21 protein-coding genes are annotated in these 24,601 nt (G+C 43.9%); 3 read left to right on the top strand and 18 right to left on the bottom strand.

The window, feature by feature from the left end; genetic code table 11:
- Positions 1-43 precede the first annotated feature (43 nt).
- Genes mukB through cmoM form a run of 4 tightly spaced genes read right to left on the bottom strand, consistent with a single transcriptional unit; the run spans position 44 to position 7,296 of the window.
- Positions 44-4,492: a chromosome partition protein MukB gene (gene mukB / locus AM629_RS14040; RefSeq protein WP_054479909.1), complete on the bottom strand. Its 4,449-nt coding sequence runs from the start codon at positions 4,490-4,492 to the stop codon at positions 44-46.
- A complete protein-coding gene (gene mukE / locus AM629_RS14035; RefSeq protein WP_054479908.1) occupies positions 4,489-5,211 on the bottom strand; it encodes a chromosome partition protein MukE in 723 nt (240 codons plus the stop codon). Before mukE ends, mukB begins: the two co-directional genes overlap by 4 nt.
- Complete coding sequence (gene mukF, locus AM629_RS14030; protein ID WP_054479907.1) at positions 5,192-6,514, bottom strand: chromosome partition protein MukF; 1,323 nt, start codon at positions 6,512-6,514, stop codon at positions 5,192-5,194. The genes mukE and mukF overlap by 20 nt, the downstream gene beginning before the upstream one ends.
- Positions 6,511-7,296, bottom strand: coding sequence for a tRNA uridine 5-oxyacetic acid(34) methyltransferase CmoM (cmoM, locus tag AM629_RS14025; protein WP_054479906.1), 786 nt, complete (start codon positions 7,294-7,296; stop codon positions 6,511-6,513). Before cmoM ends, mukF begins: the two co-directional genes overlap by 4 nt.
- A gap of 153 nt (positions 7,297-7,449) precedes the next feature.
- Between cmoM and elyC the strand changes: the two genes are divergently transcribed.
- The gene (gene elyC, locus AM629_RS14020) at positions 7,450-8,286 is read left to right on the top strand and encodes an envelope biogenesis factor ElyC (protein ID WP_054479905.1); all 837 of its coding nucleotides are present in this window, start codon (positions 7,450-7,452) and stop codon (positions 8,284-8,286) included.
- 211 nt (positions 8,287-8,497) lie between these two features.
- On the opposite strand, the gene kdsB is transcribed toward elyC, so the two are convergent.
- From kdsB to AM629_RS25020, 7 genes are all read right to left on the bottom strand, one after another.
- Positions 8,498-9,247: a 3-deoxy-manno-octulosonate cytidylyltransferase gene (gene kdsB / locus AM629_RS14015; protein ID WP_054479904.1), complete on the bottom strand. Its 750-nt coding sequence runs from the start codon at positions 9,245-9,247 to the stop codon at positions 8,498-8,500.
- 3 nt (positions 9,248-9,250) lie between these two features.
- Positions 9,251-9,430 (bottom strand): Trm112 family protein, encoded by a 180-nt coding sequence (locus AM629_RS14010; RefSeq protein ID WP_054479903.1) that lies wholly within the window; start codon positions 9,428-9,430, stop codon positions 9,251-9,253.
- A gap of 384 nt (positions 9,431-9,814) precedes the next feature.
- Complete coding sequence (locus AM629_RS14005) at positions 9,815-10,030, bottom strand: cold-shock protein (RefSeq protein ID WP_054479902.1); 216 nt, start codon at positions 10,028-10,030, stop codon at positions 9,815-9,817.
- A 439-nt stretch (positions 10,031-10,469) separates the two neighbouring features.
- The gene (gene lpxK, locus AM629_RS14000; RefSeq protein ID WP_054479901.1) at positions 10,470-11,480 is read right to left on the bottom strand and encodes a tetraacyldisaccharide 4'-kinase; all 1,011 of its coding nucleotides are present in this window, start codon (positions 11,478-11,480) and stop codon (positions 10,470-10,472) included.
- The gene (msbA, locus tag AM629_RS13995) at positions 11,477-13,225 is read right to left on the bottom strand and encodes a lipid A ABC transporter ATP-binding protein/permease MsbA (protein WP_054479900.1); all 1,749 of its coding nucleotides are present in this window, start codon (positions 13,223-13,225) and stop codon (positions 11,477-11,479) included. The genes lpxK and msbA overlap by 4 nt, the downstream gene beginning before the upstream one ends.
- A 35-nt stretch (positions 13,226-13,260) precedes the next feature.
- On the bottom strand, positions 13,261-15,588 hold the full coding sequence (locus tag AM629_RS13990) for a ComEC family protein (RefSeq protein WP_149616547.1): 2,328 nt from the start codon (positions 15,586-15,588) through the stop codon (positions 13,261-13,263).
- Between the two features lie 218 nt (positions 15,589-15,806).
- On the bottom strand, positions 15,807-15,935 hold the full coding sequence (locus tag AM629_RS25020; protein ID WP_262499926.1) for a hypothetical protein: 129 nt from the start codon (positions 15,933-15,935) through the stop codon (positions 15,807-15,809).
- Between the two features lie 345 nt (positions 15,936-16,280).
- Here AM629_RS25020 and AM629_RS13985 point away from each other — a divergent pair, with 345 nt between their 5' ends.
- Positions 16,281-17,093, top strand: coding sequence for a 2OG-Fe(II) oxygenase family protein (locus tag AM629_RS13985; RefSeq protein WP_054479898.1), 813 nt, complete (start codon positions 16,281-16,283; stop codon positions 17,091-17,093).
- Positions 17,094-17,097: 4 nt separating this feature from the next.
- Entirely contained in the window at positions 17,098-17,739 is a 642-nt protein-coding gene (locus tag AM629_RS13980) for a LysE family translocator (protein WP_054479897.1), read from the top strand.
- A gap of 108 nt (positions 17,740-17,847) precedes the next feature.
- On the opposite strand, the gene ihfB is transcribed toward AM629_RS13980, so the two are convergent.
- The 7 genes from ihfB to AM629_RS13945 all read right to left on the bottom strand — a co-directional run bounded on the left by ihfB (position 17,848) and on the right by AM629_RS13945 (position 24,463).
- Positions 17,848-18,132, bottom strand: coding sequence for an integration host factor subunit beta (ihfB, locus tag AM629_RS13975; protein WP_036774195.1), 285 nt, complete (start codon positions 18,130-18,132; stop codon positions 17,848-17,850).
- Between the two features lie 64 nt (positions 18,133-18,196).
- Positions 18,197-19,870, bottom strand: coding sequence for a 30S ribosomal protein S1 (gene rpsA / locus AM629_RS13970; RefSeq protein ID WP_054479923.1), 1,674 nt, complete (start codon positions 19,868-19,870; stop codon positions 18,197-18,199).
- A gap of 172 nt (positions 19,871-20,042) precedes the next feature.
- Positions 20,043-20,735: a (d)CMP kinase gene (gene cmk, locus AM629_RS13965; protein ID WP_054479896.1), complete on the bottom strand. Its 693-nt coding sequence runs from the start codon at positions 20,733-20,735 to the stop codon at positions 20,043-20,045.
- 170 nt (positions 20,736-20,905) lie between these two features.
- A complete protein-coding gene (gene aroA / locus AM629_RS13960; RefSeq protein ID WP_054479895.1) occupies positions 20,906-22,192 on the bottom strand; it encodes a 3-phosphoshikimate 1-carboxyvinyltransferase in 1,287 nt (428 codons plus the stop codon).
- A gap of 235 nt (positions 22,193-22,427) precedes the next feature.
- Entirely contained in the window at positions 22,428-23,516 is a 1,089-nt protein-coding gene (gene serC / locus AM629_RS13955) for a 3-phosphoserine/phosphohydroxythreonine transaminase (protein WP_054479894.1), read from the bottom strand.
- Positions 23,517-23,687: 171 nt separating this feature from the next.
- Positions 23,688-24,179 carry a GNAT family N-acetyltransferase gene (locus AM629_RS13950; RefSeq protein WP_200905769.1) on the bottom strand — a complete coding sequence of 164 codons (492 nt, stop codon included), beginning with the start codon at positions 24,177-24,179 and terminating at the stop codon, positions 23,688-23,690.
- Positions 24,180-24,187: 8 nt separating this feature from the next.
- Positions 24,188-24,463, bottom strand: a complete 276-nt coding sequence (locus AM629_RS13945; RefSeq protein WP_054479892.1) for a type II toxin-antitoxin system TacA family antitoxin — start codon at positions 24,461-24,463, stop codon at positions 24,188-24,190.
- Positions 24,464-24,601: the final 138 nt, after the last annotated feature.

Raw genomic sequence — 24,601 nt, 5'->3', positions numbered from 1 at the left:
GCACTCTCTTTATTTTTATGGCTATCGCAAGTCACCCATTTAATTAAGCAGTAACATCTGAAATCAATTGAGTTGCCGGAACATCCTGCCCAAATCCTCTCAGCCCAACCACATGCACATGTTCGTGGTTTTTAAATACCTTACGCACCAGTTTATAAGTGGTCCCTTTTTCAGGGCTGATATTTTCCGGGGCAGCGATAATTAACTGCATTTGCAGTCGTTCGCATAGTTCAAACAGAGTGGCAATGGATTTAGCATCCAGACGCGCCGCTTCATCAAGGAATAACAACCGACAAGGGGAAATATCTTTACCACGCAAACGGCGAGATTCTTCTTCCCAACTCTGTACCACCATCACCAGAATCGACATGCCAGTACCGATCGCTTCACCTGTCGATAGCGCCCCACTCTCTGCTTTTAACCAGCCATCCGATCCACGGTTAACTTCAACATCCAGTTCCAAGTAGTTACGGTAATCCAATAACTCTTCACCTATGGTTTGCGGTAAGCGCTGCCCCATATCTACTTGCGGATTCAGGCGCTGATAAAGTTTTGCCATTGCTTCCGAGAAGGTTAATCGCTGGCTGTTAAAGAGATCCTGATGCTGTTCTTGCTGTTCAGACAACACATCCAGCAATAGCGCGTGGCTTTCACGCACGTTGACATTCAACCGCACACCACGAACTTGTCCAAAGGAGACTGCTTGTAACCCTTGGTTCAGCATGCGGATGCGGTTCTGCTCGCGCTGAATGGTTTTGCGGATAATATTCGCCACACTCTTCGAACTGATAGCTAATTTCTGCTCGCGGGCTGTCAGCTCTTCTGTCAGACGAGCCAGCTCAATTTCCATCTGTTCAATGGCATCAACCGGATCGTCAGTGCGGATAATATCCTGACGAATACGTTCACGCAGATGCTGATAAACCGCAATGAAGAATTGAATCTTACGTTCAGGACGTTTTGGATCTTCGGATAAACGCAGCGCATCACGTAGATGTTCGTTATCAGACACCGCCAGACGCAATGCACCCAACGCCTTATCCGACATGGAACGTAACGCGTCCCCCTCCATATAAGCCAGTTCACGACGATGCAGACGACGCTCAACGCCATTGTCTTTCACCATGCGCATTACTGCACACCAACCCGATTTAGCCGCAACCACTTGCTCGCGGATTTGATGGTAATCGCGTTCCAGTTTCCGCAGTTTTTTCTGCAAGCTTTCCATCTCTGCTTCACAAAAAGCGATCTGCTTCTCAAGCTGGTTGATTCTTGAACGGTTAGTGCTGAGCGCTTCATGGAGCCGATCACGGCGCTCACGGGCACGAATTTCAGCATTCGCATCCGCTTGAACACCAATCTCTTTCATCTCCTGTTCCAGCTCTTTCAGCATATCTTGTTTGGTTTCATAAGAGCTTTTCAGGGAGGCCAGCACCTGGTTAAATTGGGAATACTGCGCTTGCTGTTGACGCAGTTGTTCGCGGGCGCGGCTGCGGTCCGATCCTGCATGTTCCAGACGCTGATGCAGTTTGTCATTCAAATCCGCATTTTCGTTGAGCATACCCGCAGAATCACTGTAGCTAAAATGCGCTCGACGCTGTACCACTTCCACCAGCGCAAATGCCTGTTGTTTAGCTTGATGCTGGCTATGTTTGGCGATTTCATAGTCCCGTTGCAACTGCTCATGTTGCTGTGGATCGCTTTGCAGAACCGCAACCATCGGTTCCAACTTTGCCAGCGCCGAACCATGCTGTTGTAGGAAACGGGCCGCTTCCTGTGCTTCGTCCAGCTCTTCACGTACTTCCTCTACGCGATCGATTAAGGTTTCATCCAGCAATAGCGTAACTTGAGGGATTAGGCGATTTAATGTCGTCAGGCTCTCTTTAGCCTGAGTATATTGCTGACGCTGTTGCTGGGTTTGATCTTCAAACCGGGATAGTTCACGTTCCAGTTCCGTGTGACGCTGCCTTAGTTCACGGATTTCCGCTTCCGGATCGGTATCAAATGCCACAGAGAGGTGTTTACCGACAAACTGACTGAACGCCTGATGAGCACGCTGAATTTTCTGTACATCAAAAGAGAGCGTGGCATAACGCTCCGCCAAGGTATCGCGCTCCAAATTCAAAACTTCTAAACGATTTTCTCTGGCAGCACGGCCAAACAACGGCAATTCAGGGTAACGAGAATAACGCCATTGGCGGTCAGAAGATTTAACCAATACCGCATTTGTCTGCTCTTCGGCATTAAATACGCTGTCATCAAAGGATTGAGGATCACCTTCAATGAGATAGAGATCTTCCGGGCAATCTTCCAGCGTTTCAAGCTGTGGACGAACCAGAGAAAGATCGGGCACCACAATACCGTGACGCGCTGGCCCATACAGGGCCGAGAAATAAGGCGCGTCATCAATGGTGATATCGTCATAAATTTCTGACAGCAAAACCCCACCGAAACGTTCCGCTAAGGCAATCATCCGGCTGTCTTCCGCACCACTCGGCTGGCTGAGGCGCTCGATCTGCTTTTCCAACTCACGTTTCTGCGCCGCAATTTCATCACGCTCTACCGTTGCCTCACGTTCACGTTCAAGCAACTGCTGCATATATTCCGTCACGTCATTACTGCTCGCCAGCGCTTCACCATTCTGTTCACACAGTTGGTTCAGGGTATCCTGCGCAGCCAGCCAGACCGGGGCGCGGGCAGTCAGTGACTGAATTTTCTGTTTTAGCTGTTCAAGCGCCTGTCGCATTTCCATACGACGCTCACCGCTTTCATTGACACTTAAACTTAATGCTTCCTGCCGGGCTTCAAGTTCATTTTGTAATCCTTCCAGATCTTCAGCCTGATATTGCTGTCCCTGACGTTTACAAAATTCGCTTAATAAACGTTCCGCATTTTGTTGGTTGTTCAAGCGCTGCTCCAGTTCAGCCAACTGCATGCGAAACGGCTGAACGCGATCCGCCAGATGTCGCTGTGACGGCCAATCACGCAGCAATTCACGAGCGCTCTGCCAGGCTTCACTACGGTTGATTTCACCAACCATACTTTTAACCAGTTGATACGCCTGTTCGAACTGATTATGAGCCGCATCTGCCACACTTAATTTCTGTTCCAACATCAACAGAGCTTCTGTCGCCTGCTGCTCTTTAGCCTGAAAAGTTTCCAGCCATGTTTCTGCATTATCGGCGGCAAGATCCGGTAGCTGACAAAGTTCACGGGCGCGCTCCAGCGCTTGTAACGCCTGTTGATACTGAATAGCACGGGTTTGCTGAACATCCAGTGCCTGCTGATAATCAGCCAACTGGCTTTTCAGCTCATCCACTTCCTGTTCAGCTGCTTCCGCTCTGGCTTCATACTCAGCCTGAAGCTCGCCGGCTTCTTCAACAACTTCGGTCTGTTCTTCCAGACGATAGGAAAGTTCTTCCAGATCCACCTGATAACGATCAATCTTTTCCTGCTGGCGCATGGCGGTCTGCACCAGATTTAGATGATCACTGGCAGCCTGATAATCCGTTTCTAAATCGGAGGAGGCGCCATTTTGCTCAGCCAACTCCCGCGCCATTTCAACATGGCGATATTGCTCAGTTGCCAGTTGTCTGTAGCTACCAAACAGTTCACCCCGCAATGCCAGTGCTTGATCCAGATAAGTGCGCCGCTCATTGGCATGGCGCATATAGTCAGCTGACACGTAAGAAGTTGCTTCGGTGATCAAGTGTTTGAACAGATCACGATCAGATTGGGTGACTCGAATAGCTTCCAGCGTTATGCGGTTTTCGCGCAATGCCGCTTCCATATCCTGAAATGCTTTCCGAACACCGCTGTTTTCCGGCAACAGGTAATCACGCAGGGAACGGGTAATGGCGCTGGAAATACCGCCGTACAGGGAAGCTTCGATCAGACGATAGAATTTACTGCGATCACCCGCTGAACGCAGGCGTTTGGGGATAACGCCCAAATCAAACATCAAGGCATGGTAATCCGTGATGGAGCTAAATTGCTTGAACTGCACACCTTCTATTTCATCAAGACGGTCTTTCAGTTCATTCAACGGCAATACACGCGCCTGTCTTTCACCGACATTTTCAGTCAGTAACTGAGTAGGTTGGATAGCAGTTGGCAATCCTTGGATCATAAAAGGTTTGATATCAACTTTGCGATCACGACCCGCCACCTGTTGCAATCTCACCCCGACCACCACCCGCTGATGACGGGAGTTAATCACATCCAGCGTTGAATAACAGACCCCGGCACGCAACTTGCCATGCAACCCTTTATCACGGGAACCGGAAGTGGCACCAGCTTCGGTGGTGTTACGGAAATGCAACAAGGTTAAATCAGGGATCAATGCGGTGACGAAAGCTGCCATGGTGGTGGATTTACCCGCACCATTACCGCCTGATAAGGTTGTTACCAGTTCATCAAGATCAAAAGTTCTGGCAAAAAAACCATTCCAGTTAACCAGCGTCAGTGAACGAAATTTACCGCGTTCAATCATGGTTGTTCATCTCCCGCACCCTCTGCTGAGCTATCCGGTGTTTCATCATTTTCACTGTCATCAAGCGACAAGCTGCCTTCAACCGGCATTGCCTCACCATCACGGATCATCCTCAGTTGTACTTCACGAGGATCGTCGCCACTACGTACATCTGCACCAAAACGGAATACCGCTTCAGTGATGGTAAATTTGCTATTGTCATTTGGCAGGAAATAGACCATGCCCAAACGACGCAGGCGATTAAGCGCAGTACGCACTTTTTCCTGCAATTTCTGTTTATCCAAGTCGGAACCGGAGGATCGCTGGTTGACAAACTTCATCAGTTTGCCCTCATCAGCCAGCGAGATCAGCTCTTCATATAGCTCCTGAGAAGTAAAAATCCCTTGATTAGTCAGACGTTCCGGGCTGAGATAGAGATAACAGAGGATTTTTCCTACCATCATATCCAGCTCTGATAATACTGAGCGCGGGATCAATGTGGCTGAACGAGGCCGCAGATAGAAGAAACCTTCTGGTGCACGGATCAACTCCACATTATAGCGGGCGTAAAACTCTTCCAATTGCTCCTGAAAATCCATCAGAAAAGCGTGATTATCAAGATCATCCAGCCCAATATGACGACCCGCGCGAAGCTGGCTGTCCAGTTCCGGGAAAAGTGAGTTGGCTAACGCCTGTGCCAGTTTAACCGGCATAAATTGTTCAATATGTGTCGATGACATGTGCCTGCACCTTGGCTCCGTAATCATTAATCGCTAACCATTCCGCTGGCAACCCAGAGAAATCTGCTTCTGCCACACCCAACCGTACAGCTTGATCCACCAAAATACGTGCCACATCAAAGTGACGAGGAAGCGGATGCTGAGCAAGATAATCCCTTAGCACCGCACCCAAATCCAGTGGGCGTTGTTCCTGCTGATATATCAACAGCGCTTTTTCAATCATTTCTGCCAGTTGTTCGTTTATTTCACTGAATTCTTCATATTCCAGTTCTAACGGCAATTCACCGGTAACTTCTTCATTGGATAACGTCAATTCTTCATCCCGCATATCCAGCAAACGCTCCGCGTTAGCCACAATGAGGGTCCACGGGTTATCAAAATAGTGTTGAACTGATTGACGTAAGCGCTGAGAGAAAATACGGTTTTTATCCATATCAATCGCAGTACGGATAAATTTGTGAACGTGACGGTCGTAGCCGATCCATAAATCAATCGCCTGCTGACCCCAGCTGATAATACGGTCCAGCTTACTTTGCAGATCAAATACCAGTTTATCCACCAGCTCTGATCCGCCACTGTCCATATTCGCATCCTGAATACGCAGCAAATTAGCCTGGAGTTTATCTCCAGCCGCTTCTAGTGTGTCCTGGAGTTCCCGCAATGTACCGGATGTTTCGGATAACAGTTGCTCACAGTTGGCAATCGCTGCCTGCCAATCTTGATTCAACAACGCCGCAATATCTTCTTTAACCGAGTTTTGCTGCTCATCCATCACTCGCTGGGACATATCAATACTATCGAAGATTTCTGCAACCGAATATTTCAGCGGGGCAAAAACATTCCGGTGCCAGTGAAATTCATCTCCCCCTTCTTCCGCCGCCTCTGCCGCCCGATGTAACTCATTTGCTACAATCGAAAGTTGCATCGAAAGACGTAAGGTAGAAAATTCCCGCTGGCGGATGTAGTAGTCACTGATGCTGATACCAAGCGGGGTTAAACGATAGATTGCATTACCGTCTGCCAGTTCACTGGTAAAACGGTTGAGAAGTTTCTGCCGCACCATATCATTGATAGCATTGTTAGCCCGCACCGCGACCGATTCTGTGGTCTGCTCAAATCCTTTGCAAACTTCACGAAAAGCATCAACCAGTTCTCCTTCGCTCATCTCACCGTCAAGGCGTTCGCTATTCAACACCGCAATTGCCATCAGAAGAGCTAATCTTTCCGCCGGCAATGAAATGGAAAAATCATTTTTCCTCGCCCAAGACACTAATTCCGGGACAGTCTGGGAATACTCACTCATAATTCTTCCTTTAACGCTGGCTTGCGGGCCATGACATGAATGTAGCGCCCCAAACTGATATAAGGTTCCTGTCGGCAATAACGCTGTTCTAATGCCAACAACGCCGGAAAGTTCTCATTCTGTAATTGACGACTTTGCAAATAATCGTGAAAAATCCGTACACCCGTTTTACCGATAATTGCCAAATTTAATTCAGCAAGCCATTGATATACCTGTTCAGGTGCTAATGGATTTTGCGGAGACAATGAACGTTTTCTGCGACGTTGCATATTGGGTGTCGCTAAATGAAAATTACCTAAAATAGCATTACGCATTACCAAGCCATTAGCATTGTAAAACATTAAAGACAAAGCACCGCCAGGATTAATGATATTCGTTAACACTTCTATTACATATTTCTGTTCGGTAATCCATTCCAATACCGCATGGAATAATATCAAATCTACCGGCTGCTCTATATATTGGCTAATTTCCTGTACCGGGCGTTGTATAAATCGCATATTTTGGCTGACCCCTTTTTCTTCTGCGGCCAGCCTTGCTCGTTGGATCATCTCTTCTGATAAATCACAAAGTATCACTTGATGACCTAATTCAGCTAATTGGCATGCCATATTACCCTCACCGCCACCTGCATCTAAAATACGCAATGGACGTTGAGGTAATTGAGCCAGTAATTCGCTGATATCCTGCCAGACAACGGCTTGCCTGATTTTACCTTTGGTTGTGCCGTAAATATTACGAGAGAATTTGTCTGCAATATCATCGAAATTGCGATCCCGCATGAAAAACTGCCTCACTAATGGAATAAATCTGATTTATCTGTTGAGATTTCATTATGCTAGCTGCTATTTTGGCACAGCATTCATTGATATAACCACTTTTGACTACAAATCGTGGGCCATATGGTTAAAACTCAACCAAATTAAGGCAAATAAATGCTATTCTTATTCAAAAAGTACTTGGGGGCAATGGTGATGCCTCTATCATTAATATTACTGATTTCACTTGTTGCCTTATTATTGTTGTGGTTTACCCGTTGGCAAAAAACAGGAAAAACCGTTCTCACATTGAGTTGGCTTGCGCTGCTTCTGCTAAGCCTGCAACCCATTGCCGATAAGCTGCTGTTACCACTGGAATCAACTTATGCTAAAGGTTATCAATCTGAGCCTAGTGACATCAATCCACCGGTTGATTATATCGTAGTTCTTGGTGGTGGCTTCACTTATAACCCAAATTGGGCACCCAGTTCAAACTTACTCAGCAACAGTTTGCCTCGGGTAACAGAAGGTATCCGTTTATATCACCTCAATCCCGGTTCTAAAATGGTTTTTACCGGAGGTAAAGGAACGAATTCTAAAAGCAGCGCGGAAGTCGCCGCTATAGTCGCACAATCACTCGGCGTACCCGCCGAGGATACAATTGCACTAACAGAACCCATGGATACTGAACAGGAAGCCAATGAAGTTGAAAAATTAATTGGTAAGCACTCTTTTATTCTAGTTACCTCCGCCAATCATATGCAGCGGGCAATCACTTTCTTTCAACAACAAGGGCTAAATCCCATTCCCGGCCCAGCAAATCAGTTAGCGATCACTTCACCGTTACATCCCTGGGAAAAATACCTGCCATCTGCTTATTATCTGTCTCATTCAGAACGGGCATGGTATGAAACGTTAGGCACTATCTGGCAACGTATTAAACCATCGAGAGATTCAGAGCCTCCCAAAAAATCAGATAATTCTCAGCCGGTAAATTCACAACTTGATCCGTAAACCATTTCCTGAAAAACGGGGAGAAACGAAAGCGCAATTAATTAATGCCGCGCTTTCGTTAATCAAAGAATATACCCTTCATCTTTCAAGTTGCTGCTTTGTTGGCTACGTTCACTTACCCCAGTCACATCGTTATCTATGCTCCTGGGGATGCGTTCTCTTGCCGCCGCGCTGCAAATTGAAATCTATTGGGATAGGTTCAAACCAGTAATCAAATTTCAGTCAATGCCTTTCTGACTGCGGCTAAATCTTCTGGAGTATCAACCCCCGCTCCCGGTGCTTTCAGTGCTGTTCCCACATGAATTTTTTCGCCGTACCAAAGCACTCGTAATTGCTCCAGCATTTCAATCTGCTCTAATGGACTCGGCTCCCATTGTACATAACGACGGATAAAACCCGCACGATAGGCATAAATACCTATATGACGCAGGAAATTCTCGCCAATCGTTTCTCGCGATTGAATAAAACGATCACGCTCCCACGGGATCGTCGCCCTAGAGAAATAGAGTGCATAACCCTGTTTATCCATCACCACTTTCACGGCATTAGGGTTAAAAGCTTCTTCTGCATTATCAATCTGGACGGCCAGAGTTGCCATTCCCGCTTTGCAACCCGCCAAATTCTCTGCAACCTGCTTAATAATCTCTTCAGGAATTAACGGCTCGTCTCCCTGAACGTTAACGATAATTTCATCATCGGCGAACTGATATTTGTCGATAACCTCCGCTAACCGTTCAGTACCAGAATGATGATTCGCACTGGTCAGGCAAGCCTCTCCCCCCGCAGCAACAACCGCTGAAACAACGTCGTGATTATCCGTCGCCACAATAACGCGTTTAGCACCGGAGCGTATAGCCCGCTCCATCACACGAACAATCATTGGCTTGCCGTGAATATCGGCTAATGGCTTTCCGGGTAAGCGGGTCGAAGCAAAGCGGGCAGGAATAATAACTGTGAACATACTTTATCTTTCCTCATCCAGAGGTAATTCACGAGCTTCGTGATCTAACAGGACTGGAATGCCATCTCGCACAGGAAACGCAAGTCGATCTAGCTTACAGATAAGTTCGAAATTCTCTTTATCGTAGCTGAGTTTTCCGTTACATACAGGGCAAGCAATAATTTCGAGTAAACGGTGATCCATACATCCTCCAATTATGGAGCCTTGATTCAATACGGCTCAGAATAACATAAGCCCGGTATCATCGTTAACTCTTGTTATTTGATCTTTCGATCCTTTTCCCAATATTATCCACAAGAATTCAAATAGGGTAATTTGTTGAAGATTTAGAACTATCTCAGGAGAGATATTGGGTGCAAACCATGCTAGTTAACAAATCGTGAACACAAACCACAAGCAGCGAGAAACCGGAGCGCAAACGTGATATGTGAAATAATGACACACTTCGTTCTCCCTCCGGACTCACCGAAAGTACCTTCAAAAAGAGCTATTGCCTTTGTCCGAAACATGGCTCAAGCTCCTTCTTTATTAAAGAATAACAATAAAATAACTCCATAAGATAGAGAACTAGAATGCAATCACATCTGCTGCGGTTAAACTATAACCGTTGCGAATAATTGAGAACTCTACATTCTGCCCTTCTGTAAGTGATTTATTTTTTGTATTGGCAATCGCTTTTCTACTGACAAATATGTCTTGCCCGCCATCCTGTGGAGAAATAACACCATATCCTTTATTCTCATCAAACCATTTTACTCTGCCCATTTGTAATTGTAATGTCATGATAACTTTCCCTTCTGTTCATCTCACAATAATTCAATCTATTGTTTTTGATGTTTGCTACTCTTTATTAAGTTTTCGAATAAAGCTCCATCTCCATTTCAATACTTAAAATACCCTTAACTTGAGTAGTGCATTTGCTTGAGTAATTGGATACAAACAAGTATCCCGCCAACATTGCGACTGCCTGAATCAACTATACAATTTGAATCAACTATACAATTTGAATCAACTACACAAAACGGTTGTTCAGCCACTCCGCCACAATGGATAATTTTAATATCATTCAACAATAGCAGAAAATCAAATAAATCTGGGAGCAACTATTAAAATTGTATAAATTGGCAAAGAATAACTCAGCAAAAACATTAGAAATTCTTATCTAAATGAGGTTATCGTAAAAAGCCCAACCAGCAGAGCAGTCACTGCATACTTTTGAAATTTACTCAGTTTTTTTACTGACGGACAATTTACTAACGGATAATAGTGAACAGATGCTATCCAACATCACTTGCCCCTTTTCCTGCGGTAATTGAGCATCTACCGGTAAGTACCACCAATTGGACTGAGCAAAATTAAAACACTTAACTGCATCTTTTTCCGTCATGAGTAAATTCTGGTTTGCATCAGCCAGATGGTTCAATTGATCTTTGGTGTACATTTGATGATCGGCAAACGCACACTCTTTTTGTAAGTCAGCACCTAACTGTTGCAGAGTAGCAAAAAACCGTGGCGGATGCCCAATTCCGGCCATAGCAACAACATCAGGTATAAGGTTCACCATTCGCTTTTCACCACTAACCATATTCACCGCCAGCCCACCAGCTAATGTCATGGATAATTCGCCTGACTGAGGCGTACCACCATTTGTAATAATGGTATTAACCGTATTCAATCGCCCAGATAATTCACGCATCGGACCAGCCGGCAGCCACCAACCATTACCAAAGCGGCGCACACCATCAATCACAGCGATTTCAAAATCCCGTTGCAAAGCATAGTGCTGTAAACCATCATCAGTAACGATGATATCCAGTGGTGTACTTGCCAATAATGCTTTTACTGCTTCAACCCGCCTTGGAGCAACCGCCACAGGTGAACCAGTACGACGATGAATCAGCACAGGTTCATCACCTGCTTGAGCCGTTGTGATATTTTCAGTCACCAGCAAAGGGTAATTTTCTGCTTTACCACCATAACCGCGAGAAACAACACCAACCCGATAGCCTTTTTTCTGTAACTGTTCCACCAGCCAGATAACTACCGGAGTTTTACCATTACCTCCGGCAGTCAAATTACCCACGACCACAACAGGTACAGGCGCTTTCCAAGACTTACTCAGCCCAATTTTATAACTCAACCGCCGTAATCCACTTATCAGCCCATAAAGGGCTGAAAAAGGTAACAACAGCAAATAAAGCCATGAGCGGCCTGACCATATGCGCTCAATCATTGCCCAAATTGCATCCGATGTAGTTGTGAGTAAACGCCATTTTTCTCCAGCAGAGAGAGATGATTACCTCGTTCAACAATATGCCCATCTTCAATAACCAGAATTTCATCGGCTTTCTCAATGGTTGACAGACGATGTGCAATCACCAGTGAAGTTCTATTCTTCTGCAATTCATCCAATGCCGCCTGAATTGCCCGCTCGGATTCAGTATCCAGTGCCGAAGTTGCCTCATCAAGAATAAGAACCGGAGAATCACGCAATAAAGCACGCGCGATAGCAATACGTTGACGCTGACCACCAGAAAGCAACACCCCATTTTCACCAATCATGGTATCCAGGCCGTTATCCAGTTTCCTGATAAAATCCATTGCATAAGCCATTTCAGCCGCCCGCTCAATCTCTTCACGGCTATATTGGTTTTCACTGGCATAAGCAATATTGTTCGCTACCGTGTCATTAAACAAATGCACATTCTGCGATACCAGAGCAACCTGTCCGCGCAAAGAAGAAAGCGTATATTCCCGTAAATCATGGTCATCAAGCAGAATACTGCCTTCATTGACATCATAAAAACGAGTCAGCAAATTCGCTATTGTGGATTTACCCGAGCCAGAGCGCCCAACTAAAGCAACAATTTTTCCAGCCGGAATATGTATAGAAATGTTTTGTAACGCTGGCAGTTCTTTAGTCGGGTAACAGAAAGTCACATTACGGAATTCAATATTACCGTCCGCTTTTTTAAGCTCCAATTTGCCTTCATCTTTTTCCTGCTCCATATCCAGAATAGCAAACAGAGTCTGACAGGCCGCCATGCCACGCTGGAATTGTGCGTTAACATTAGTCAAAGATTTTAACGGACGCATCAACGCAATCATTGATGAGAATACCACGGTAATTTTACCCGCAGTCAGTGTATCCATAATCTCCGGAAAACTTGCTGCATACAGGACGAAAGCCAAAGCAAATGAAGCAATAAGCTGAATAATGGGATCAGAAATCGATGAAGCAGAAACCATCTTCATGCCTTGCTGACGCATATTGTTACTGACTTTATTAAAGCGTTCGGTTTCTACTTTTTGCCCACCGAAAATCAACACTTCTTTGTGCCCTTTCAGCATCTGCTCAGCACTGGCAGTCACTTGTCCCATGCTGTTCTGCATATTTTTACTGATATTGCGAAACCGCTTTGATACCGAGCGAATAACCAATGAGACTATCGGCGCAATCACAATCAGGATCAGAGATAATTGCCAGCTATAGTAAAACATCAAAATAAACAGACCGATAATTGATGCCCCTTCCCTAACCACGGTAATTAATGCACTAGAAGAGGAAGAAGCCACCTGCTCAGAATCGTAAGTAATACGGGAAAGCAGAGTGCCAGTGGATTGCTGATCAAAAAATGATACCGGCATCCCCATCATATGACCAAACAGACGACGGCGCATCTGCATCACCACTTTACCGGAGACCCAAGAGATACAATAACTTGATACAAACCCGGATAGCCCACGCATAACCATCAGAGCAATCACGATCAGCGGCATCCATTTCAGTACATCAGTGCTTGCTTTGCCGAAACCTTCATCCAGTAAAGGCTTAAGCAATGAAAGCATTAATGTATCACCGGCAGCATTAATAATTAGTGCAACCGCAGCAACTATCAGCCCAATCCTAAACGGAGAAATGATTGGCCATAGTCGGCGAAACGTCTGCCAGGTAGAAAGGTCTTTATCATTCATTATTGAGTTACCAACACCAAAAGAAATAGCAGGTTATTCTACTCATGATCGCCTCGAATACCAAACCACTGATGATACCAGCGTGACATAATTTGTTGTCTGTATCCGATAATCTCAACGTGATCGCTGTAAAAACAACCGGTTATCTGCCCGGATACTGAGGTACTACGCCATTCCACCCCGGCTTTGCGATAACGTCGTTGTACCTTAATCGACGGAAGCCGCCATGGGCTATAACGTGCGACAGAAGCAAATGCATATTGTGGAGCAACCGTGTGAATAAAGGCAGCTGTAGATGAGGTATTACTACCATGATGTGGAACCTGCAATATTGTCGATCTTAAATTGTCTTTTTCTATTCCCAGTAGCTTATATTCCGCCTGTTTTTCCAGATCCCCGGTCAGCAACACGCTATGTTTACCATCTTCTACACGAATGACACAGGATTCATTATTACCCGCATTCACTACCCTTTCTGGCGGCCATAATACCCGGAAGCTCAATCCTTGCCATTGCCACTGTTCACCGCGTATACAGGGAAGATGTTTATTGTCGGTTAAAGGACTTCTGACAGCAATATCAGGATATTTCCGTTGTAAGAATTCCAACCCACCGGTATGGTCCAGATGATTATGACTAATAATAATTTGCTCCAGCGTTAATCTGTGCCAGCGCAAATAAGGAATTATCATTCTCTCAGCCACACTGCCCGTTTCCCAGCGATTACCGGTATCAAAAATCAACGCCTTGCCATCTTTCTCAATGAGAACAGCAAGCCCATGCCCAACATCCAGCATAGAAAATCGCCACAGATATTCTTCATTACGCCTCAAATAACAGAGCATGACACCTAAAAAAATGCCAATCAGTAACTTATATGATTGCCACCAAGCGAATCGCCAGATAATAACGACAAACCAGCCAATAAACGTTATCAAGATGGGAAAACCACCCGTTTCACTCCATGACTGTTGCAAAACAGGCAAAGGGATCAAAGAGAAAGTCACAGAATAATCAACCAATTGCCATAGTAAAGCGTGAATAAAAGGACAAAAAGCGCTGATTAATGCCAACATGATCAACGGAACAGTAATAAAAGAGATGATTGGCACTGCCCAGAAATTAGCAAATAGAGCGGAAAAATTAACGCCATGAAACAATAATAGTTGGAGGGGAATAAGCATCAACATCATGCCCATTTGCATATATAACCCACGCAGCCACAACCATTTCCAACCATAACGAAATGGTTCAACCAACGGTGCCCAGCGAAACCAGAACATTAGCGCCATCACGGCAAAGAAAGAGAGCCAAAAGCTGTCAGAAAGCACGGTCAGAGGATCAAATAACAGAATAATTGCAGCAGTCCACAATGCCCATTGCCAAGGGAAACACAGAATATTTCTATAACGTAAATAAAGCCAAAGTGTCAAACCCAGTAAGGCGCGAATAGCCGGAATACCCCAACCCGATAGCCATACATAAATCATTGCGACTATCCAGCCAGAGATCAGTGGGAATCTGTGCCCTATCCAATGGATAGGAAAAAAGAGTTGCAAGAATCTTGCCATCCACCAACCAAACATACTGGCAACAGTAATATGTAACCCTGAAATCGCCATAAGATGCGCCGTGCCTGTTTGCTGTAATAATAAATTATTCTCCTTGCTCAACCATTGACGCTCACCAAAGGCTAATGCCATTGCAATGCCACTATGTTTTAACTCACGAATAGCCGGCGCAATATTACTGACCAATTGCTGGCGTAAATTACATTTTTCATCAATTAATTCAGCATGGATCACTTTTCCTGTCAGAGGTTGACGAATAGCCAATGCTCTACGCTGACTATCATAACCACCTTGATTTAGCTGGCTATGAACAGGTCGTAATTTCATGTTTAACTGCCATTTTTGACCAGCACACAAAGTGTCAGAGGGAAAATCCCAATAAGCAGAGACATACAGCGGCGGAAAAATAATTTTATCTTCCGTTTTAATCAGGCGAAGAAGAACTTTGTTTTTTCCCTCATCACCCAACGACAAGCTTTCAATAATAGCCTGCGATATATGTCCTCTCTCACTAAGATAGATTATTTGTTCAAGCAGATGATTTCCCTGCCAACACCCTAGCAGAAATGCCAGCAATGAAATTGAGATCATCCGGCAAATACAAAATGGCAAAAATAAACAGAATAGAGCCAATAACAAAAATGTAATAATTTGCCATTTCTGGGGTAATTCAGGCAAAAAAAGCAAGGGTATAATACCGATAATAATTGCTATCGCAGCCTGATTAACGCTGATTACCGGAATCGGTTGCTTCCAATTTATCGTTATCCTGTTTATCAAAACTGAAAGCCACATCCTTATTCATCCTTACCCTTTTATTTTCGCAACAGAGTATTCCTTATCTTTTCCAAAGCAGCCATAAGCACCTAAAGAATTATCAAACACCTTCACAAATTAATTTTATATTAAGAAAAATTTCAAAAACTAATGCGAGCCGCTTCGCAAAATATTTTTTACGTGAATTTCAAGTTAGTTATATGATGAGTTTTTTACTGATGCGAGCATATTGTTTTTTATTTTTCTTCTTTATATTCGACAAAAGTATCAAGTAAAATATATCGCGATATCATGCCCGCATTACAGATATACCCTTCATCCTTCAAGCTGCTGCTTTGTTGGCTGCGTTCACTTACCCCAGTCACATCGTTATCTATACTCCTGGGGATGCGTTCTCTTGCCGCCACGCTGCAAATTGAAATCTATTGGGTATAAAAACGCACAATCTAAACCATAAATAATTCACGAAAGAAATCACATCATCTATTTATCATCACAATTGAATATTAAATTAACTTCTTTTTGAAATTGTTATTTCCAGATATTATATTAAATTAGTTAAATCAATTGAAATTCACATCTAATTTTTAGAATTAAAATCACATTGATTAAATATTATTACTTCATATAGAATATTGAAAATATTTTCCAGCACGTTCTATGTGGAAAAAATCATCTAAAATCATGTTAGATATAACAAGGTGGTTTTTATGAACAATGAAATAATTGTATCAGATTCTTTACGAGAACATGATCTTACTAAGTTATTTAATAATGAAGCGTTAGCAATTCATATAAAACAGTATGTAGATAGTCATCTTGCAAACAAACTCTCTGATTTTTTTCTCTCCCATAAAAATCTGGAATGTCACCCTCATGACTTGAAAAAAGGAGATGATATTGTTTTAGTTGATTATGGTGTTGATAGAATCGGCGTTTCTTACAACACAACTTTTGGCAAATCCAAAGATAGCGATAGTTATAAAAAATATTTTGATAATGCATTATCCGCAATAAGAGACGTCAGAAATTTCTGTGCCCCATTGCTAGCGCCTTTCGACAAATTCCGTCTAGAGTTGGATGAAGTGTGGTCTGCCGGAGCCAGTATCGCAAATTTTGAAGGTAAAAAGATGCATGCTGGGATTGCCAGGGTTATGAGAAGGCCCGAACGCTCTTTCATGGTTGAAAAACAACCTCATTTTGATGGCCTTCAACAACAATCCATCAATTTACTGGGTCAATTCTCTGTGAATATATACATAAAAACACCGACAAATGGAGGAGAGCTAGAGCTGTGGGATGTCCCTGCTATTCCTATCACCGAATTAATTGAAGACAATCCAGAATATGATTGGCGAGGCTCTCTCCCGCAGTCCATTCTCATAAAACCAGAACAAGGGGATTTAATAATAATAAATACCCGGAAACCTCATGCAATTCGCAGTTTTTCTGACGGGTGTAGAATATCATTGCAAAGCTTTATAGGATTATCACTAAATAAACATCTAATGTTATGGAATTAACTATATGATCGCTGTAATGAGTACATTAGGGACATTTTTTCTTTTAGGTCTGGGAGCTGCGGCTCCCGTTGGTCCTATAAATATAGAAATTATGCGCAGGCACTTGAATATCAGTTGTCTTCATGCAGTGGTTTTTGGTTTAGGTGCTTGTTTTGCTGATATAATTTATTTATTACTTTTAGGATTTGGTATATTACAATTGTTTTCTAATACTATTTTTATGCCTATTTTTGGTTTTTTAGGTGCATTAATGGTAATTTGGTTTGGTATTATCAGCTTTATAAATAGGAAAAATGAAGAAAATATCAATATCATCTCCACTCCCTATCATAGACAGTTTTTTGATGGTGTATTGTTAACACTATTAAATCCCTACAATATTATCTTTTGGTTATCTGTAAGTGCACAACTCAACAATATTACATCAGACAAATACGGTTTAGCTATCGGTGCATCGGGAACAATTATTGGTGTTATTTTTTGGGTTGCATTTATTAACACCATTATATTTTTCTCCAAAAAAATGCTTAATTATCGTGTTATCAAGTTTATTAATTATGCCAGCGGTGTCACTTTGATTATACTTGGGCTATATTTCTTTTCATATTCAATAACATTATTTAATCTGAGATTTTCTTATACATGAGCTTTAAGTAAATCAAAATGCTGACCAAAAAGCTGAACTATTAATAAAAACAGCACCCAAAGGTGCTGTTTGAAATTAAAAATAAGTAATAACTCGTTATCTTCAAACTTAATCGTAGATATTTACGCGATCACGTAACTCTTTACCGGGTTTAAAATGAGGAACGTATTTACCTTCCAATTCCACTTTATCACCCGTTTTAGGGTTACGACCTACACGCGGAGCACGGTAGTGAAGAGAAAAACTGCCGAATCCGCGCACTTCTATCCGCTCACCATCTGCCAAAGTTTCAGCCATATGATCGAGCATTTCTTTCACTGCATCTTCAACGGTCTTGGCCGAAATATGAGATTGCTGGCCAGCAAGCCTTTCAATTAATTCAGACTTGGTCATTAGTACCTCCCTAAACTACCGTTTGGATAACACACTAATGTGTTATCCATCGTTATCACTTAAATTATTCGCCTTTAGCTGCTTTGAAAGCTTCAGCCATTGCATTGTTAGCAAAGTTCGCATCTTCTTGTTTGTTCACAGAAGCGATAGCATCTTTTTCGTCAGCTTCGTCTTTAGCGCGAACAGACAGGTTGATTACGCGGTTTTTGCGATCAACACCAGTATATTTAGCTTCAACTGCATCGCCAACGTTCAGAACCAGAGTTGCATCTTCAACACGGTCACGAGAAGCTTCTGATGCACGCAGATAACCTTCAACGCCGTCAGCCAGTTCTACTGTCGCACCTTTAGCATCAACTGCGGTGACTTTACCAGTAACAATAACACCTTTCTTGTTTACAGACAGGTAGTTATTGAATGGATCTTCCGCCAATTGTTTGATGCCCAAAGAGATACGCTCACGCTCTGCATCAACTTGCAGAACAACAGCGGCAATTTCGTCGCCTTTTTTGTATTCACGAACTGCTTCTTCACCGGTAACGTTCCAGGAGATGTCAGACAAGTGAACCAGGCCGTCAATACCGCCATCCAGACCAATGAAGATACCGAAGTCAGTGATAGACTTGATCTTGCCTTCAACGCGGTCATTTTTGTTGTGAGTTTCAGCAAACAGCTGCCATGGGTTAGCTTTACACTGTTTCAGACCCAGGGAGATACGACGACGTTCTTCATCGATATCCAGAACCATAACTTCCACAACATCACCAACGTTAACAACTTTGGATGGGTGGATGTTTTTGTTGGTCCAATCCATTTCTGAAACGTGTACCAGACCTTCAACGCCCTCTTCGATTTCTACGAAGCAGCCGTAATCAGTCAGGTTAGTTACGCGGCCAGTCAGTTTAGTACTTTCTGGGTAACGTTTAGCGATAGCTACCCAAGGATCTTCGCCCAGTTGTTTCAGGCCCAGAGATACACGGGTACGCTCACGGTCGAATTTCAGTACTTTAACTGTGATTTCATCACCCACATTGACGATTTCACTTGGATGTTTAACACGTTTCCAAGCCATATCGGTAATGTGCAGTAAGCCATCAACGCCGCCCAGATCAACGAATGCACCGTAGTCAGTCAGGTTCTTAACGATACCTTTAACTTCCATACCTTCTTGCAGGTTTTCCAGCAGTTGATCACGTTCTGCACTGTTTTCAGATTCGATAACAGCACGACGGGAAACAACTACGTTGTTGCGTTTCTGATCCAGCTTGATGACTTTAAACTCAAGCTCTTTACCTTCCAGGTGAGTAGTATCACGAACTGGACGAACATCAACCAGAGAACCAGGCAGGAATGCACGGATACCGTTCAGTTCGACTGTAAAGCCGCCCTTCACTTTGCCGTTGATAATACCGGTAACTGTTTCTGCGTCTTCGTAAGCTTTTTCCAGCATCAACCATGCTTCATGGCGTTTTGCTTTCTCACGGGACAGTACAGTTTCACCGAAACCATCTTCTACAGCATCCAGTGCAACATCAATTTCATCACCAACCTGGATTTCCAGCTCACCCTGAACATTTTTAAACTGTTCTACAGGAATAGCAGATTCTGATTTCAGACCTGCATCAACCAGTACAACGTCTTTATCGATAGCGACAACTACACCGCGAACAATAGCGCCCGGGCGAGTTTCGATAGATTGCAGGGATTCTTCAAAGAGTTGAGCAAAAGATTCTGTCATGTTAATGGTCTTCAAGAGTTTTAATTTAACGTCCACTTAGCCTCCAGCCGAATGGGGTTGTTTTACATGCCTTGCCACAATTCCCTGTTACAAGGTTGCCTGGTATGCAGAAAATTTTATTAACCTACATACCTAATTTTTAGTACATCACCCTCAATTATAAGCTAAAAACTTAAAATCGCTTAGGTAATGAAAGAATTTTTTTCGCATAACTTAGCGCTTTATCGATAACTTCTTCGATAGACATACTGGTTGAATCCAGTATTAATGCGTCTTCTGCGGGCGCTAATGGTGCAACTGCCCGATTACGGTCACGATAATCACGCTCCTGTATCTCGGACAAAAGACATTCAAAGTTAACACTAAAGCCCTTTTCCTGCAACTGTAGCATACGTCTGCGCGCGCGTTCTTCTGCACTTGCATCAAGAAATATTTTCACTGGCGCATCAGAAAATACAACGGTTCCCATATCACGACCATCAGCAATCAAACCCGGTGCACCCCGAAAAGCACGCTGGCGCCGTAATAACGCTTCACGAACCCGTGGGAAAGCGGCTACCTGCGAAGCGGTATTTCCGACCGTTTCAGTACGGATTTCATTACTGACATCTTCGCCTTCGAGTATCACACTGAGCTCCCCTTTTTCCGGGACAAAGCGTACATCAAGATTAGCAGCCAGAGGAACTAATGCATCTTCGGACCGAATATCCACCTGATGATGAATCGCTGCCAGCGCTAATACTCGATAAATAGCACCGGAATCAAGTAATTGCCAGCCTAAAGCTTCTGCCAATGCCTGACATAAAGTTCCTTTACCTGCACCACTTGGCCCATCAACAGTTATCACTGGGGCTATCGCCACCATTATTGTTCTCCTTTAGCATGGCAAATTCACTCTTCGCCGAATGCTGAATCTTACTCAATAAAACAATCAATATCTGTAGCTTATTATACTCACTCAGAGGGTGATCGGAATAAGCACATTCTTGGTTTCGATCAAAGAAATGTGCTTGATTGAGTCATAATCATCAATGATTATGACTTACGCTGACTCAATCTTTCCAATTGATTGAAATAATCAGGGAAAGTTTTTGCTGTACAACCTGGATCGAGAATAGTAACCGGTGTATCAGACAGAGCCACCAATGAGAAGCACATTGCCATCCGGTGATCGTTATAAGTACCAATTTCCGCAGGTAATATTCTTTGTGGTGGTGTGATTCGGATGTAATCTCGCCCTTCTTCTACCTCAGCACCAACTTTACGTAATTCAGTTGCCATTGCATGAAGCCGATCGGTTTCTTTTACCCGCCAGTTGTATATATTGCGAATCACTGTTTCCCCCTGCGCAAATAATGCAGCCGTTGCGATTGTCATTGCCGCATCGGGGATTTCATTCATATCCATATCAACGCCAGTCAATATGCCACGTTCACATTCAATAAAGTCATCACCCCAGCGAATTTTCGCGCCCATTTTTTCCAATACATTGGCAAATTTGGTATCTCCCTGAAGGCTGTATTTACCAATCCCGGTCACGCGCACAGTACCTCCTTTAATTGCTGCTGCCGCCAGAAAATAAGAAGCAGAAGAGGCATCACCTTCAACCAAATAATGACCCGGAGAGCGGTATTTTTGCTGGCCTTTAATATAGAAAACCTGATATTGATCGTGCCCGACGGTAATACCGAAGCTTTTCATTAATGCCAAAGTGATATCAATATAAGGCTTAGAAACCAATTCACCCTGAATATGAATCTCACAATCATTTTCTGCCAATGGTGCGGTCATCAGTAATGCAGTGAGAAACTGGCTGGAAACACCACCATCTACGGTGACTTTACCGCCGATAAAACCGCCTTGAATGTGTAACGGTGGATAATTTTCTTGTTCCAGATAATCAATTTCTGCTCCACCTTGGCGCAAAGCATCGACAAGATGACCAATTGGGCGCTCTTTCATCCGAGGTTCACCGGTAAGAATAATGTTATTCTTGCCAAGGCATAAGGCGGCGGCCAGTGGGCGCATTGCCGTCCCAGCATTACCCAGAAACAGCTCTACCGGCCCTTTACCCGTAATCAATCCACCCATACCGTCAACTTCGCAACGGGTACGATCATCAGACAAACGATAACTAACACCTAGCTCAGTCAATGCATTGAGCATATGGCGGATATCATCACTATCCAACAAGTTAGTCAGACAGGTTGTACCTTCAGCAAAAGCCGCCAGTAATAATGCGCGGTTGGAAACACTTTTTGACCCTGGCAAGTTAATGGTTCCATTAATGGAGGAAATAGGTTGTAGCGTCAGGGATTGCATAAACAACAAGATCTCCGGTTGTTGATTAAATTATTCTATACCCGTTATCTTTCAAGTTGCCTCTTTGTTGGCTGCACTCACCCCGGTCACAGAGTTATCTAGGCTCCCGGGGATTCGCTCCCTTGCCGTCGCGATCCATCTTGAAATCCACAGGGTATATACCTCTATATGTTTGAGGAAATATTGCTAGCACTGAATATTCCGGGAACACATGTTCCCGGTTAAAGTTGACAAATCAACCGTTACGGCGCTCAAAATCAGCCATAAAATCGACCAAAGCCCGCACACCTTCTATCGGCATAGCATTATAAATAGAAGCGCGCATACCGCCGGAAATACGGTGCCCTTTCAGTGCCTGCAATCCTTGTGCATCCGCTTCTGTCAGAAATTTGTTATCCAGTGAAGCATCTGCCGTTTGGAACGGTACATTCATCAGAGAACGATTTTCAGGGGCAATCTGGTTACGATAGAAATCACTGTTATCAATAGCATTATAAAGCAGCTCAGCTTTAGCCTGATTACGTTTTGCCATCTCTTGTAATCCCCCCTGCTCTTTCAGCCACTTAAAGACCAGACCCGAGAGATACCAGGCAAAAGTTGGCGGCGTGTTGAACATGGAATCATTCTTTGCCAAAACAGCATAATCAAGAATGGACGGGATTTCTTGACGGGCTTGACCTAATAAATCTTCACGAACAATAACCAGAGTAAGACCCGCAGGACCAATATTTTTCTGCGCTCCCGCATAAATCATACCGTAACGGCTGACATCCAGTGGTTTGGAAAGTATCGAGGAAGAGTAATCAGCAATAACAACTTTGTTATCATCAAAATCCGGTTCTTGATGAATTTCGATCCCATCAATGGTCTCATTTGGGCAATAATGAACATATGCTGCATCATTACTCAATACCCATTCGCTCATTGGCTTAATGCTTTTCAAGCCATTAATCTCAGTTTTAATATTAATCACATTCGGCGTGCAGTATTTTTCTGCTTCTTTAACGGCACATGCAGCCCAATAACCACCATCAATATAATCAGCTTTAACCTTGTTACCCAGCAGGTTCATTGGGATAGCAGCAAATTGACCGCGGGCACCACCATGGCAAAACAAGACCTTATAGTTTTCAGGGACTGACAATAAATCTCGCAGATCATTTTCTGCTTCTTTTGCCACCGCGACAAACGCCTTCCCACGGTGACTAACCTCCATAATCGAAGTCCCAATGCCCTGCCAGTTGCACAGTTCCTGTTCTGCTCTACGCAATACTTCAACCGGCAGCATAGCGGGACCCGAACTGAAATTATATACCTGATTCATTTACCTCACCTTAATCTGACGAAATAACAATGATTGATAACAATTAAGAATCTGATATATCGGTTGTATCATTCCCATTTCATTGCTGCAATGGTTATTCAAGCGTTGAACAAAACTATTGCAAAAATAGCCAATAAACTTGTTCATTCAGCGCTATCACAGGTGAACTTCTTATTTTTTCTCCTTTTTATTCACCGCCGTTAGAGGGAGGAATAAGTTAAATGGCGAATCGGGTAAAGCAATAAAACCGTGATACTGGTAAAATTGCGCTGCATTATCATCTTTTGCGTCAACAAACAGTGCACAAGACGCAATTTCGGAACGAATGGTTCTCTCAAGAGCATCGGCCAGCAACGCTCCACCTAATCCCTGATTTCTGAATGCCCGATCAACGGCTAACCCCCCCATCCGCACTGCCGGCACTGTTGGGTATCGTGGTAGTTTCTTGATCATGGTCACCGGGAGGTCGGTCAACTGTATACTGGCAGCAGCCAGAGTATAATATCCAGCCACACGGTGATCATGAAGCGCAACAAAACAAGCTGCTACGCGGCGCCTAACATCTTGACCAACCTGTCTCTGAAAGTAACCATCCAGAGGTTCTGAACCACTGTAGAATGAATCACGATCGTGTTCTTCGTTGAGTTGCATAACATTAAACATCATGGAACTCATTCTGATCGTAACAGAGAGCGGCGACGTGCAAATGCACGCTCAAGCGCCGGAGTAGGTTCCGGTGGATTCAGTAACGCCTGCGCAAAACACGTCTGATCAGCCAGAGACAAACGGAGTACCTCTGATTGCTCAATCGCGCGCCGCGCGGCATCTTGTGCAGCAGACACGACAAAATCAGTCATAGTACGTCCCTGAATTTCAGCGGCACGTTTAATCAGGGCATGTAGATCAGGACTCATGCGCGCCTCAAAACGCGTTGTGGAAGTAGCCATAATACACCTCAGGTGACTGCTCCCCGCCGTAAAGAGGGTGTCGCAAAAGACTGGCATTGAAAATAAACCCACAGAGATTGATTGCCTGTTATTGGGACTGACAACCCATAACAGGCTAAAAATAGCCCATAATATCAG

The sequence above is a fragment of the Photorhabdus heterorhabditis genome, assembly GCF_001280945.1.
In the GTDB taxonomy this organism is placed as follows: Bacteria; Pseudomonadota; Gammaproteobacteria; order Enterobacterales; family Enterobacteriaceae; genus Photorhabdus; species Photorhabdus heterorhabditis.
Note: the sequence above shows the minus strand (reverse complement) of the source record. Positions and strands in the feature narration are given on the sequence as shown.

Coding starts and splice junctions, on each gene's coding strand:
- kdsB (WP_054479904.1), bottom strand. CDS start 9,247: ATGTTCACAGTTATTATTCCTGCCCGCTTTGCTTCGACCCGCTTACCC.
- AM629_RS13945 (WP_054479892.1), bottom strand. CDS start 24,463: ATGGCTACTTCCACAACGCGTTTTGAGGCGCGCATGAGTCCTGATCTA.
- AM629_RS14010 (WP_054479903.1), bottom strand. CDS start 9,430: ATGGATCACCGTTTACTCGAAATTATTGCTTGCCCTGTATGTAACGGA.
- cmk (WP_054479896.1), bottom strand. CDS start 20,735: ATGGTGGCGATAGCCCCAGTGATAACTGTTGATGGGCCAAGTGGTGCA.
- ihfB (WP_036774195.1), bottom strand. CDS start 18,132: ATGACCAAGTCTGAATTAATTGAAAGGCTTGCTGGCCAGCAATCTCAT.
- elyC (WP_054479905.1), top strand. CDS start 7,450: ATGCTATTCTTATTCAAAAAGTACTTGGGGGCAATGGTGATGCCTCTA.
- mukE (WP_054479908.1), bottom strand. CDS start 5,211: ATGTCATCGACACATATTGAACAATTTATGCCGGTTAAACTGGCACAG.
- aroA (WP_054479895.1), bottom strand. CDS start 22,192: ATGCAATCCCTGACGCTACAACCTATTTCCTCCATTAATGGAACCATT.
- AM629_RS14005 (WP_054479902.1), bottom strand. CDS start 10,030: ATGACATTACAATTACAAATGGGCAGAGTAAAATGGTTTGATGAGAAT.
- lpxK (WP_054479901.1), bottom strand. CDS start 11,480: ATGATTGAGCGCATATGGTCAGGCCGCTCATGGCTTTATTTGCTGTTG.
- mukB (WP_054479909.1), bottom strand. CDS start 4,492: ATGATTGAACGCGGTAAATTTCGTTCACTGACGCTGGTTAACTGGAAT.
- mukF (WP_054479907.1), bottom strand. CDS start 6,514: ATGAGTGAGTATTCCCAGACTGTCCCGGAATTAGTGTCTTGGGCGAGG.
- AM629_RS13985 (WP_054479898.1), top strand. CDS start 16,281: ATGAACAATGAAATAATTGTATCAGATTCTTTACGAGAACATGATCTT.
- AM629_RS13990 (WP_149616547.1), bottom strand. CDS start 15,588: ATGTGGCTTTCAGTTTTGATAAACAGGATAACGATAAATTGGAAGCAA.
- AM629_RS13980 (WP_054479897.1), top strand. CDS start 17,098: ATGATCGCTGTAATGAGTACATTAGGGACATTTTTTCTTTTAGGTCTG.
- serC (WP_054479894.1), bottom strand. CDS start 23,516: ATGAATCAGGTATATAATTTCAGTTCGGGTCCCGCTATGCTGCCGGTT.
- cmoM (WP_054479906.1), bottom strand. CDS start 7,296: ATGCGGGATCGCAATTTCGATGATATTGCAGACAAATTCTCTCGTAAT.
- rpsA (WP_054479923.1), bottom strand. CDS start 19,870: ATGACAGAATCTTTTGCTCAACTCTTTGAAGAATCCCTGCAATCTATC.
- AM629_RS13950 (WP_200905769.1), bottom strand. CDS start 24,179: ATGTTTAATGTTATGCAACTCAACGAAGAACACGATCGTGATTCATTC.